At 33.3% G+C, this 12,785-nt stretch carries 10 protein-coding genes; 5 read left to right on the forward strand and 5 right to left on the reverse strand.

Annotation, left to right across the window (positions count from 1 at the left end; all coding sequences use genetic code 11):
• Nucleotides 1-146: 146 nt before the first annotated feature.
• The 4 genes from ACRASX_RS10415 to ACRASX_RS10430 all read right to left on the reverse strand — a co-directional run bounded on the left by ACRASX_RS10415 (nucleotide 147) and on the right by ACRASX_RS10430 (nucleotide 5,066).
• On the reverse strand, nucleotides 147-2,393 hold the full coding sequence (locus ACRASX_RS10415) for an inorganic phosphate transporter (protein ID WP_066308600.1): 2,247 nt from the start codon (nucleotides 2,391-2,393) through the stop codon (nucleotides 147-149).
• Between the two features lie 427 nt (nucleotides 2,394-2,820).
• The gene (locus tag ACRASX_RS10420) at nucleotides 2,821-3,336 is read right to left on the reverse strand and encodes a thermonuclease family protein (RefSeq protein WP_066308598.1); all 516 of its coding nucleotides are present in this window, start codon (nucleotides 3,334-3,336) and stop codon (nucleotides 2,821-2,823) included.
• A 306-nt stretch (nucleotides 3,337-3,642) separates the two neighbouring features.
• Nucleotides 3,643-4,248, reverse strand: coding sequence for an RsmD family RNA methyltransferase (locus tag ACRASX_RS10425; protein WP_066308597.1), 606 nt, complete (start codon nucleotides 4,246-4,248; stop codon nucleotides 3,643-3,645).
• Nucleotides 4,245-5,066, reverse strand: coding sequence for a DUF3822 family protein (locus ACRASX_RS10430; protein ID WP_432221171.1), 822 nt, complete (start codon nucleotides 5,064-5,066; stop codon nucleotides 4,245-4,247). The genes ACRASX_RS10425 and ACRASX_RS10430 overlap by 4 nt, the downstream gene beginning before the upstream one ends.
• Nucleotides 5,067-5,366: 300 nt before the next feature.
• On the opposite strand from ACRASX_RS10430, the gene ACRASX_RS10435 reads away from it, so the two are divergent.
• The 3 genes from ACRASX_RS10435 to ACRASX_RS10445 all read left to right on the forward strand — a co-directional run bounded on the left by ACRASX_RS10435 (nucleotide 5,367) and on the right by ACRASX_RS10445 (nucleotide 8,536).
• Complete coding sequence (locus tag ACRASX_RS10435; protein WP_432221172.1) at nucleotides 5,367-6,791, forward strand: ATP-dependent DNA helicase; 1,425 nt, start codon at nucleotides 5,367-5,369, stop codon at nucleotides 6,789-6,791.
• Between the two features lie 802 nt (nucleotides 6,792-7,593).
• Entirely contained in the window at nucleotides 7,594-8,193 is a 600-nt protein-coding gene (locus ACRASX_RS10440) for a hypothetical protein (RefSeq protein WP_432221173.1), read from the forward strand.
• Nucleotides 8,194-8,380: 187 nt separating this feature from the next.
• Nucleotides 8,381-8,536 (forward strand): hypothetical protein, encoded by a 156-nt coding sequence (locus tag ACRASX_RS10445; protein ID WP_432221174.1) that lies wholly within the window; start codon nucleotides 8,381-8,383, stop codon nucleotides 8,534-8,536.
• A gap of 332 nt (nucleotides 8,537-8,868) precedes the next feature.
• Here the strand turns inward: ACRASX_RS10445 and ACRASX_RS10450 are convergent, their stop codons facing one another.
• Nucleotides 8,869-10,071: an aminotransferase class I/II-fold pyridoxal phosphate-dependent enzyme gene (locus tag ACRASX_RS10450; RefSeq protein WP_432221175.1), complete on the reverse strand. Its 1,203-nt coding sequence runs from the start codon at nucleotides 10,069-10,071 to the stop codon at nucleotides 8,869-8,871.
• Nucleotides 10,072-10,407: 336 nt separating this feature from the next.
• On the opposite strand from ACRASX_RS10450, the gene ACRASX_RS10455 reads away from it, so the two are divergent.
• Both ACRASX_RS10455 and lpdA read left to right on the forward strand, forming a co-directional pair.
• Nucleotides 10,408-10,866: an Lrp/AsnC family transcriptional regulator gene (locus ACRASX_RS10455; RefSeq protein WP_432221176.1), complete on the forward strand. Its 459-nt coding sequence runs from the start codon at nucleotides 10,408-10,410 to the stop codon at nucleotides 10,864-10,866.
• A 430-nt stretch (nucleotides 10,867-11,296) separates the two neighbouring features.
• On the forward strand, nucleotides 11,297-12,700 hold the full coding sequence (lpdA, locus tag ACRASX_RS10460; RefSeq protein ID WP_432221177.1) for a dihydrolipoyl dehydrogenase: 1,404 nt from the start codon (nucleotides 11,297-11,299) through the stop codon (nucleotides 12,698-12,700).
• Nucleotides 12,701-12,785: the final 85 nt, after the last annotated feature.

The raw sequence follows: 12,785 nt of genomic DNA on the forward strand, positions 1-12,785 counted from the left end.
TGGAGCATCATGTTTGGCATTTTATAGCAACAAACTTCCTGCTCTGCACTTTATCTTTGTGCGCGCTGCGGCGCACACAAAGGATGCCGTTTCGATCAGGGCTATGAACCACGATCTATTTTTTGATCATGTTTTTGTACTAATAATTATCTCTTTTGATGTGTATTGAACTCTTTAAACAACTCTAATAAATTCATAATTGATTTTACCAAATCATTAGTTTCTAATAACAAAGCGAAGTATAATTTGCTGTTCTTCGGACTCGTCTCGGTAGTTCTAATTCGGTTAATTTGCTTCGAAATAAGATTAGAAACAGTATCCAATAACACTTGCTTGTCTTTTAAAATTAAATCAATTTTATAGAAATCTTCAGATTTAAAACTGTCTTCAAGAAGCTGCAGTAAATACTGCACCTGTCGGTCAATTGTTTTAAGATCACGAATCTGATTAAACTTTAAAGGCTTATGATTATTGTTCACGTGCGAATAACTAGTAGCAGTAATGAAGTCTATAGACTGAACCATATCTTGCAGGTAACCTAAGATCAAAATGTAGAATTTACTAGCTTCAACTGAATTGTCGTCTAAGTTTTTGATGAAATAAAATACGTTACTTTTTAGCTCATCAATTTCTTTTTCAAGTTTCTTTTGGTCTTTCTTGTTCAATTTCAGTTTGGCTAAATCATGCAAACTTAAATTATCAATTACATTTGAATACAAGGCAGAAGTCTTGCGGAAAACCTTCGAAATTTGGGCAGAACTTTCGGCAATCATTTCGGTAACAGTACCAATATCTTCTTTGTTCAAGCTCTTGATTTCTTCTTCAACAGCAACCTTTTCTTTGTATTTTCTAGAGCTTCGGTACAGCATGATGGCAAGCATCAAAAGCAATCCTACAAATGCAAAAACCTCACCAATTTTTAAAATATATGCAATGATAAGTGCTAACGCAAAAGCAACGAATGCCGTAAAAAACCAACCTCCGATAACTTTAAAAACTCCAGCTATTCTATAAACGGCACTTTCTCTATCCCAAGCTCGGTCGGCAAAAGAAGTACCCATGGCAACCATAAAGGTTACGTACGTAGTTGATAACGGCAATTTCATCGATGTTCCTATGGCAATCAGAATACTCGCAACCATTAAATTTACCGATGCTCTAACCATATCAAATGCAGGTTCGTCGTCAGATTTTTTGCTTGATTTTTTGACGCTTATAAAACGATTGTCAATTTTGATTTGCAATGATTTAGGTAAGAAGAAGTTGATTCCTTCTCCAATATAAACACCCAATCTCACGATCCCTCGCGAAGCTGCATTTGGAGAAAACTTTTCCACGCCGTCACCTTGGCGAGATAAATTTACCCCAGTTTCTATTACCGCCTTTGCTTTTTTAGACGTCCAAAGCGTAATTACCATTACAATTCCTGCCAGTAACAAGAAGTAAAACGGAGCAACAATATCATCATTTGCAAGAGCTCCCATCATCAAAGCATCGCCCGAAACTCCGCTAGCATTAAAGATTTCGTACGAATTGAATGCCGCAATTGGCACACCTATAAAATTCACCAAGTCATTTCCTGCAAAAGCAAGTGCCAAAGCAAAAGTTCCGATGATGATGATAACCCGCAGAATATTGATTTTAAAATAGCTTATCAGCACTTGAGAAAGTAAGGTAAAAAACGCAAAATTAACCCCCAAAATCAAAAACTGATGCTTATCGATCCAAGCAAATTGCTGTGTAGAAATAAATGAAACTCCTTTTAACCCTTTAATTAAAATAAAAAATGTAATTGCCGAAATAGCAATTCCACCGAAAATAGCACCAAAATATTTTAATTTTTTCTCGTAGTGAAATGTAAAAATTAACCTCGAAATATATTGTACCAAACTACCCACCGCAAAGGATAAAAGAACAGAGAGCAAGATGCTGTAAACAATTGCCGACGCTTTTTCAGTATTAATATACATTCCCAAAGTGTCTAAAGAATCATCTGCAGTGTAAATTTTATATAAAGCAAGACAAACCGCAGCCCCTAAAAGCTCAAAAATAATAGAAACGGTAGTCGATGTAGGAAGTCCTAGAGAGTTAAAAACATCCAATAGGAGGATGTCTGAAATCATTACCGCCAGAAAAATAATCATCACATCGTTAAAACTAAACATGCTTGGTACAAAAATTCCGCTTCGGGCAATTTCCATCATACCGCTGGAAAACATGGCACCAATTAATACTCCCGCACTCGCCACGATCATGGTAGTTTTAAAGGAAATTGCTTTAGATCCAATTGCGGAATTCAAAAAATTTACCGCGTCATTACTCACGCCAACCATTAAATCTATGATTGCCAAAACTCCTAACGCAATCAACATTATAACATAAATCTGCTCCATTTTTAGTTGGGTTTAATTTTGTACAAAAGTCCTATAACAATTCGACGTTTATGTTATCTTAATGTTATTAAAACAGCAATTATTAAATTTCAAAAAAGTGCTCTAGCGCCCTAATTTAGCTTCAAGACTTTAAAAGCTGATTTGCGTTGATGTTAATTATTTTAATTAATTTTCGTTTTTTTGCTAGGCTGTCGTCTTTAAATTTATTAAAAGAAGCCGTTCTTGGCAGCGTTGTTGTAAAAAATTAAAAGCTGCGAAACTTTTTATAAGTTTACACAGCTTTCAATTAAGAATTTGTTTTTAAGGCGGTTATGTTTTAAACTATCTATACACTTTGTAATTATATAGTAGTTCATTTTTGTGGAAATTTACGCTAATAGTGAATAGGTACCATTAATGAAGTCGAAATTTCTTTTCCAGTAAAATATTAGCGTCTAGGATCGCGTGTCTCACTTAACTGAGAGCGGTTTCCAGTTACTTTATCTGCTATTTCCCACGGAATGATAATAGTTGAATCGTTCCAAAGTCCAATTTTGTTATTCTTTGCGTAATTTTCCAAATCATTTAAAATTTTGAAATTATAAATGGACTCTTCTTTGAAATGCCATCCGTAGCCGTTTTTAATAATTTCTTCAGACAAATATTTATTATCATAAAAGACAATAGCAATATTTCTCTTTTGACTATCTACATTAATAATATTGTATTCAATTACTTTATTAAGTACTTCGGCATCGGTGTATTTTTTAGCTTTTTTACCAAATGCCTTGGTAGCATCTGGGCAAAGCACCTCAGCCAATGTTAATGTAATTAAACTATTGTTTTTATCCTGAACAACTATTGTATTTCCATCTTCAACTCTAATTACTTTCGCTGACTGCGCGCTTACAGACAGTGTGAAAAATAGAGAAAGTGTACCGAATAATATGTAAAAATGTTTCATAATAAGGTGTATTTGAGTATAGATTAAACTTCGACTAAATATTTGGAATAAACAAATTTTTAAAGAAAAATAATTGTTAGGTGCGAAATAATTGTTGTTCAGCAATGTGATCCTTAGGAAATATAAAAATTTATACTGTTCAAAACCTTAGATTTATACCGCAAAGACGACAACTGTTGAAATAATCCTTACTTGTACATAAAATTAAATAAAGTCATTTTGGATACAGAACCAAAACAAAAGTTTGTAAAAACAGCAAAAGCCCCGATTGTTCGAAGGCTTTTGCTGTTTTTATTATACAAGATATTAATCCTCTTCTTCGTCAACAATTCGCAAATTAGTATCTGAGTTTTTTAAATCTTGCTCGTGCTCTTTATCAAATTCGAAAAAACTAAAAAAGGAGCCGCCGTAATTTTTCTGAAAAGAGAAATTAATTAAATGCTCTAATTTAGAATATTTAGAGTGTTCGATTATCATCATGCCGTCTTCGTGCAGCAGTTCTCTTTCAAAAATAGTTAATACAATTTTTTCAAAAGAAGCTTGATCCATTCCGTACGGAGGATCAGCGAAAATGATATCGTAAGACGTTTTGCAATTTTCTAAATATTTAAAGACATCACTTTTAGTTGCAGCAATATTAAAATCATATTCTGTTGCTGTTTGCTTGATAAATTTTACACAACCAAAATCACCATCAACCGAAGTAATTGGCGAACTTCCGCGCGAAGCGAATTCAAAACTTATGTTTCCGGTTCCCGAAAATAAGTCCAAAACCTTTAAACCTTCAAAATTAAAATGATTATTCAAAACATTAAATAATGCTTCTTTGCTCATGTCGGTTGTCGGTCTTACCGGAAGATTTTTTGGTGGCGAAATACGTCTTCCCTTATGTTTGCCTGAAATGATTCTCATGATTGAAATAAAATAAAATGTTGTTGATTTTGAGCAGTGGTAAAATGATTGTTCTTTTTCAGGTTAGAGACGTTAAAGAGAGAAACATTTCGAATGTATTTATAAGCGATTGTAAAGTAGGCGTCGTCTTTTGCAATTTTTCCCAATAATTCCAGATTCAAAGTTTCCGGATTCATTTGTAACTGTTCTGCTGTAAACAGTAAATAATAAATAAAATCTTCTGGTGTTTGATAATCAAAAGAATTAAATAACAATAATTGTTGATTTTGAACGACAATGATTTCAAAATGACGCTCGTTAAAATGTACGATCATCTTTTTTTGATCGTTATTTTTGGATGCATCCAGTAACTTTTCGATTAAAATGCTATTGGCGTGCTTGTATTCAAAAGCACCAAATTGATCAATAAAAAAATTATTGATATTGACATAAGGAATGTAAACCGCATTCATTTGATATTTTTCAATTTGGTCATAGGCAAAAAAATCAGTTTTAAAAACTTTGGTATTGTACTGCAAATAACTTCCTAAAAAGCGTTCGTCAAAAAGTGCTGTGGGTACAAAAGTAGATAAGTTATTATTGTGAATTACCACAATTTCATCGTACGATTCTTTTAACTCAGAGTGCTTACTAAAAGCGTCGGCAAATAAATCCTCAATCTTAGTTTCTTTAGAAAACTGATCAAAATGGACGTCGCTTAAAGCATTTATGGTATTGTTTAAGGTATCAAAACAGCAAAAAGACAGTCCGTTCAATGAAACTTGAATGGCTAATTTTTTGTATTTTTTGGATGTAATATTAGTGTTGGGTACTGACATAGTTGAATTTACAATTCGTTACTTGTTTGGGGCAAGTGCGCACAAAATGCGATCACAAACTTACAAAATCCATTTCAATAATAAAGACAAACTTGAAGAGCAATTTAAAATGTAAAAAACAAGATTGATTGCACTATAATTCAAAACTGAAATATAAATTTTTATTGACTGTTACTATTTTTTTTGGTAAAAAGTTGCTGTCATCTTACATTTATTATTACATTCATTTCTTACCATTGTACTTCATTTCTAACTATTTTTCATCAAAAAAGGCCTTACTTTGTAGTTAAATTTTAAGTTATGAGTTCTTCTTTGTTTTACAGTCTTTTACAGAAAAAATTTCCTTTTGCCCCAACCCTTAAGCAAGATATATTTTTTCAGAAGATTGCTATTTTTTTGACAGATTCTTCAAATGATACTATTTTCGTTTTAAAAGGATATGCAGGAACTGGAAAAACCACTGTTATTTCAACCATTGTAAATAACTTAATAGAAATTGATAAAAAATATGTTTTGCTGGCACCAACTGGTCGGGCGGCAAAAGTAATAGCAAGTTATTCAGAGAAGCCAGCTTTTACCATACATAAAAAGATATACTTTCCTAAAAAAGCATCGGGCGGTGGCGTGTCTTTTACGATGCAGCAAAACAAACACAAAAACACCGTTTTTATTGTGGATGAAGCTTCTATGATTTCAGACACCAATTCGGATTCTAAGTTGTACGAAAACGGCTCTTTATTAGATGATTTGATTTCGTATGTATATTCAGGAACCAATTGCAAGATGATTTTATTGGGAGATACTGCACAGCTTCCGCCAGTAAATTTAGACATTAGTCCGGCTTTAGATACACATACTTTGGCGGTTAATTACAACAAAGAAGTAGAGTACATAGAGTTAGACGAAGTAATGCGTCAGGAAGAAAACTCGGGAATTCTGTACAATGCGACCGAATTGCGAGAACTATTAAAAGACAGCTTTATTACTGATTTTAAATTTAATGTCAAGAAGTTTAAAGACATTGTCCGTTTGTCAGATGGTTATGATATTCAGGATGCTATTAATCAGGCTTACAGTAATTATAGTATTGAAGACACTGCATTTATTGTACGCTCTAACAAAAGAGCCAATCAATACAATGAGCAAATTCGTACTCGAATCTTAGATAAAGAAAGTGAACTTTCTACCGGGGATTTTTTGATGGTGGTTAAAAATAATTATTTCTGGCTCAAAGATTCCGACGAAGCAGGATTTATTGCCAACGGTGATATTATCGAAGTGTTGGAAATTTTTAATATTCAAGAATTGTACGGATTCAAATTTGCCAAAGTAAAAATACGAATGGTCGATTATCCGAGTCAAAAACCATTTGAAACCGTATTATTATTAGATACGATAAAAAGCGAATCTCCTTCATTAACGTACGAAGAATCCAATCGTTTGTACGAAGAAGTTATGAAAGATTACGACGGAGAAACCACGAAATACAAGAAATTTCAGAAAGTAAAAGCCAACGAATATTTTAACGGACTTCAAGTTAAATTTTCTTATGCCATTACGTGTCATAAATCACAAGGAGGACAATGGAATACTGTTTTTATTGAACAACCGTATTTACCCAACGGTATTGATCGCGATTACATAAGATGGTTGTATACAGCGATGACGCGTGCCAAAAATAAATTGTATTTGATCGGTTTTAAAGATGATTTTTTTGTGGAATAAAAAGCACTTTTCAAAATAAAGTTTGTTGCACATTTTCAAAACGAAATTGATTTAAAGACTACTCAAGAGCGTAACTTTATTGAAGCCAAAGACAAAAGATCATACAAATAACGTCTGGATAATTATGCGTAAATTTAATGTATTTCTTTTTCACATTAAACTAATATTTAATAATAATAATAATAATAAAATTCTTATATTTAAAGTTCAAAAATATAAGTGTAAAAAAAATTACCTCTATATTTTTAAACTATACATTAGCATTATCTATTCTTTTTTATTTGCTCCTGTAGTACTGAAGAAACTGCATCAATTCAAACCTTAGATGCTCAAAATGGTTTAATGAAAACATAAGCAAGGATGATTTTCCTGTATTGAATTATGTCGACAAAATAGATTGGAAAAATGCTATTGTTACCAATGGAGGTTATGGAGAAATAATAGAAGTACCTTCTACTGTACGATCAGGTTTGAAAACCCAATGTTTTAAATGATTTTCCTACCTTATATCAAAAATTTGTCGATAAAACATATCTTGGTTCAAATGACGCTGCTCATCATGATCAAGTGGCGCTGCTCTGCAAAAGTTTCAAACAGGAATTCCTGTTCCAGTTAATCAAGAGCCATTACAAGCTTATACCGATTTGGTTTGGGGTGGTTTACAGTAGGCTTCTATATTTGCACAGAAATTCCCCGCAGGGAGTGCAAATTATCTTCTGATAAAAGGATGATATGATGCCGAAGGAGGTAATCGTAGAGTGAATGGACAAGCAGTAATCGAAAAACCTTGTAATTAAATACTATGAAAAAAATTATTTTTATAAATATATTAATACTTATTATTTACGGCTGTTCCTCTACAAATGAGAGGATTGCCCCCATAAATGCGTATTTAAAAGAGGTAATAGATCCTAACGATTCTATATTGATTATTACAAACAAAATTAATAATAATTATACCTTGGATTTGTGGAAAGAGAGAGTTTCTTTTAAAGATGCTAATATGGAAGTAGTGGAAAGTGTTGATGAAAATCCAAGAATTTTTGAAGAAAAATATTGGAATGAAATTAATAAAAAATACCGTAATCAAAATAATGATTCTTTGTGGTTAAGAAACTCATTATGGCAACAAAAGGAATTTAAAAACTTTAAGGTTAAACTGATGACTGAAAAAAATTTTCCAAGACCTTATTCCTATAATCAATATATGGATAAAATACCCGAAATAGCTGCTTTTTCATTTTCACAGGCAATGATCTATAAAAAAATATATGCTGTTTTTGCAATTTCCGAAACAACTACTGGACGACAATTTATAAATCCTAGATCATTTGTAATAATGAAAAAGGAAAAAGGAAAATGGAAACTAGTTAAAGAAATAACAGATGGGGCTTACTATTAAAATTTTAACTAAAAACCGAATTTGCCACTATTTATTGCAAATTTACTTTTTTTTATCCAAGTTTGATAAATATCCTTTCCTTTTGGATTCTCATTTCACAACTTTAAAATATGATTTTTTAAAGCTAATTCTTTAGCATATACTACCTCGTTGGCTTTTTCCATTTTATTGAAAGAATAGAACATTGATGTCGAGAGTTTTAGATTATTTAGTAACCATAGATGAAGAAAAGAAAGTTTTAAAAACAACAGATTTAGAAAAAATATTAAACGACTACGAATCCGATCAAGCCAGATATGAAACTGTAGTGTCAAAATTGCCAATTAGCAATGACTTAAAATAGGATAGTGGTTGCAGCTTATTTAAACACAAAATCCCTATGTGGATCTTCTTCTTTGCATTAATAGGTTTGTGTATTTGGACGATTCGTCAAAATTTATCACTCATACCATTATTAAAGCTCATTTCTTGTCTTTACATGATGGCAGAATTAAGCGTCTGGAATTAGCTTTAATTTACCATTTGGTTGCTCATCGGCTTAGTAATCTATTTCAGCTTCGCTCGGAAAAACAGCAAACTGAATTTCAAATAAAATTAAGTTTAATTCTACTCATAAAAAAAGCCATTTTGATCGTTTTCAAAGTGGCTTTATTAATTTTATAAATCTGTTTTTTTTTACAAGACACCTATTTCTTGCATGCATTTTTTCATCATTTCGTAAGTGCGTTTAATGTCGTTATCTAAACCGATAGAAAACCGAATCAATCCGTCGGTTAAACCCATTTCTTTTTGCTCATCGAGCGGAATCTCACTTGAAGTCGAAGTACCTGGCGCACTAAATAATGTTTTATAAAAACCCAAACTAACCGCCAAATAACCCAAGTTTCGCTCTTGCATCAATTCCATCAATTGGTTCGCTTTTGCTAAGGAACCCACATCAATGGTCAACATTCCGCCAAAACCATATTCGGTATTAATCATGCTTTTGTACAACTCGTGACTGGGGTGACTTGCTAAACCGGGATAGACCGTTTTCAATCCGTCTTTTTCAAATTCAGTTGCCAAATACTGTGCATTCAAACTGTGCTGCTTGATTCTAATGTGTAAGGTTCTTAGATTCTTCATGACACTAGCCGAACGCAAACTATCCATTGTTGGGCCTAAAAGCATACTTGCTCCCGAATTGACATTTTTCAAATCATTAATAAATTCGCTAGAAGCGCAGGTTACGCCTCCAACTGTATCGCTACTTCCATTGATGTATTTGGTCAAACTATGAATCACCACGTCAGCTCCCAAAAGAGCAGGAGAAACAGACAATGGCGAAAAAGTATTATCGACTACCAACTTCAAATGGTGTTTTTTAGCAATTTTAGACAAACTCGCAATATCGGCAACCTCCAAGAGCGGATTGCTCACCGTCTCACAATATAAAACTTTGGTGTCTTTTGTAATCGCAGCTTCTACCAAATGCAAGTTTGTAATGTCAACAAAAGTCGTTTTGATTCCCATTCTCGGTGTAAAATTCTTTAAAAACGCATACGTTCCGCCATAAATAGTTCGGCTCGAAACAATATGGTCGCCAGCACCACACAACTGCAATAAAGTAGGCGTAATTGCACCCATTCCCGAAGCAGACACATTCGCACTTTCGGTTCCTTCCATAGCAGCCAACGCTTGATCTAAGTATAAATTGCTAGGCGAGGAGTGACGCGAGTACAGGTAACAGCCTTCCATATTGCCTTCAAAAGTATCAAACATGGTTTTTGCTGATAAAAAAGTGTAGGTAGAGGAGTCAGAAATCGAAGGATTTACACCTCCAAATTCGCCAAAATATTGCAAATCTTGAATGTTGTCGGCTGGATTAAAATTTTTCATAATGATTTTTTTTCTGGAAGCTATTCCCGCTATTCGCTGTATCTTTTGTCCGAAAAAATCGGGACAAAAGGATGCCGCTGCTATCGGGGCTAGGGTTTGGTTTTTAATTGAATTTATAATCAAAGTAATAGTATTATAGATTATATTTCAATACTTACAATACTATTTAGGTTTTAAAACTAAGTATTCTATATATTTTAGTTTTTAAATCTTTATTTTTGCTTTAGACAGTAGTGCTGTAGATTATTTTTCAAATAGAATAAGCTCGTCTTTAGTGTAAATAAGAGAGTAACGATTCAACTCTTTTTCCTCAAGAAAAGCAAAATAACAACGAACATGACATTAGACACTATTGATAAAAAATTAGTCGCCTTACTACAAAGTAATTCCAAACAGACCAATAAAGAATTGTCGGTAAAGCTGAACCTTTCTGTAACGGCAGTGTACGAACGTATCAAAAAACTGGAACGCGAAGGAATCATTAAAAAATACGTCGCTTTAATTGATACGACTAAAGTCGATAAAGGCTTTGTGGTTTTTTGTCATCTTAAATTGGTGCAACACACGAAAGAGTTTTTAACACAGTTCGAAAAAGAAGTCATTCAACTCAGCGAAGTTTTAGAATGCCATCATGTGAGCGGCGATTACGATTATATTTTAAAAGTCATGGTCAAAGACATGGCCGAATACCGCGAGTTTTTGGTTACCAAATTAACCACATTGCAACATATTGGCAGTACGCAAAGCACTTTTATGATTAGTGAAGTTAAAAATACGACTGTGGTTTCTTTTTAGAAGGTGCAAAGATTTAGATTTGACTAGGTTAAGAGTCTTACAGTGGTAGAGTTTATAAAAATTTAGAGAGGTTGAAAGCTGCTGAGTTAGAAAATGTTGTAGAGTGTTAAAGATTTTAACTTCGCTTTAAAGGGTTATAATCTTTACGATTACGACTTTTCTAGAATTAAAATTTACTTTTTATTAAAATTTGATAAAATCAAAAATATTGAAAAGCAGAAAAAGGCTTTGAACCTCAATTTTTCTGTACGTTTTAAACTAGTAACCTTGGTGTCTTTGTCGGTTTGAACTCTCTACTTTTTCCATAGAAATCGGATAAATTTCTCTTCTTAAATTCAAACTTGAAAACTCCTTGCAAAAAAGCCAAACTTTAAACATTTAACATAACTTAATTTCTTAGTTTTGTACTTCAAAACAAAAAAACAATACTATGAGTTCATTTGACGTAGTCATTATAGGTTCAGGTCCTGGAGGATATGTAGCAGCAATTCGTTGCGCGCAATTGGGTTTTAAGACAGCAATTATCGAAAAATACAACGCCTTAGGAGGTACTTGCCTTAATGTTGGTTGCATTCCATCAAAAGCATTGTTAGCATCTTCACATCATTATGCAGAAATTAAACATTTTGCAGATCACGGAATTGAACTTTCTGGTGAGGTAAAAGTGAACTTAGAAAAAATGATTGCTCGCAAACAAGGAGTTGTTGATCAAACCGTTGGCGGAATCAATTATTTAATGGATAAAAATAAAATTACGGTTCTTAATGGTGTAGGTTCTTTTGTAGATGCAACACATGTTGCCGTTACAAAACAAGACGGAACTTCTGAAACTATTGAGGCAAAATATACAATTATTGCTACGGGTTCAAAACCCTCTTCTTTGCCATTTATCAAAATTGATAAGGAGAGAATTATAACTTCTACCGAAGCTTTATCTTTAAAAGAAGTACCCAAACATTTAGTTATTATTGGTGGTGGTGTAATCGGAATTGAATTGGGTCAAGTGTATTTACGCTTAGGGGCTCAAGTGTCTGTAGTAGAATTTATAGACCGAATTATTCCAGGAATGGATAGTTCATTGTCGAAAGAATTAACTAAGGTATTGAAGAAGCAAGGAATGAAATTCTATGTTTCTCACAAAGTACAATCGGTTGAAAGAAATGGAGATCTAGTTACTGTTCAAGCAGAAAATGCAAAAGGACAAACTATTACTTTAGAAGGAGATTATGCATTAGTTTCTGTAGGTCGTCGTCCGTACACAGAGGGTTTAAATGCAGATAAAGCTGGGGTTACAATCTCAGATAGAGGACAAGTAGAAGTAAATGATCATTTGCAAACGACTGCTTCAAATATTTATGCTATTGGTGACGTAGTTCGTGGCGCAATGTTGGCGCACAAAGCTGAAGAAGAAGGAACTATGGTTGCGGAAATTCTAGCAGGTCAAAAACCACATATCGATTATAACTTAATTCCTGGCGTAGTTTATACTTGGCCAGAAGTAGCTGCTGTTGGAAAAACAGAAGAGCAATTGAAAGAAGCTGGAACCAAATATAAAGTGGGAAGTTTTCCTTTTAAAGCATTAGGTCGTGCAAGAGCGAGCGGTGATTTAGACGGATTTGTAAAAATTCTTGCCGATGAGAAAACAGATGAAGTTTTAGGCGTTCACATGATTGGAGCTAGAACTGCCGATTTGATTGCAGAAGCAGTAACTGCTATGGAATTTAGAGCATCTGCGGAAGATATTTCAAGAATGAGTCATGCGCACCCAACTTTTGCTGAAGCAATTAAAGAAGCAGCATTAGCAGCAACGGACAATAGAGCTTTACACGTGTAATTTTACGTTATTCAAAATGCAACTAAACCGTCAATACTATTGGCGGTTTTTTTTTGTGTTGTTTTTAAATAGAATCATATAAATC

The organism is Flavobacterium sp. TMP13, assembly GCF_050847115.1.
Taxonomy (GTDB): Bacteria; Bacteroidota; Bacteroidia; order Flavobacteriales; family Flavobacteriaceae; genus Flavobacterium.

Bases quoted from the DNA above. Each gene is read 5' to 3' on its own strand.
- ACRASX_RS10425 (WP_066308597.1), bottom strand. From the start codon at position 4,248: ATGAGAATCATTTCAGGCAAACATAAGGGAAGACGTATTTCGCCACCA.
- ACRASX_RS10420 (WP_066308598.1), bottom strand. From the start codon at position 3,336: ATGAAACATTTTTACATATTATTCGGTACACTTTCTCTATTTTTCACA.
- ACRASX_RS10430 (WP_432221171.1), bottom strand. From the start codon at position 5,066: ATGTCAGTACCCAACACTAATATTACATCCAAAAAATACAAAAAATTA.
- ACRASX_RS10450 (WP_432221175.1), bottom strand. From the start codon at position 10,071: ATGAAAAATTTTAATCCAGCCGACAACATTCAAGATTTGCAATATTTT.
- ACRASX_RS10455 (WP_432221176.1), top strand. From the start codon at position 10,408: ATGACATTAGACACTATTGATAAAAAATTAGTCGCCTTACTACAAAGT.
- lpdA (WP_432221177.1), top strand. From the start codon at position 11,297: ATGAGTTCATTTGACGTAGTCATTATAGGTTCAGGTCCTGGAGGATAT.
- ACRASX_RS10445 (WP_432221174.1), top strand. From the start codon at position 8,381: ATGTCGAGAGTTTTAGATTATTTAGTAACCATAGATGAAGAAAAGAAA.
- ACRASX_RS10440 (WP_432221173.1), top strand. From the start codon at position 7,594: ATGAAAAAAATTATTTTTATAAATATATTAATACTTATTATTTACGGC.
- ACRASX_RS10415 (WP_066308600.1), bottom strand. From the start codon at position 2,393: ATGGAGCAGATTTATGTTATAATGTTGATTGCGTTAGGAGTTTTGGCA.
- ACRASX_RS10435 (WP_432221172.1), top strand. From the start codon at position 5,367: ATGAGTTCTTCTTTGTTTTACAGTCTTTTACAGAAAAAATTTCCTTTT.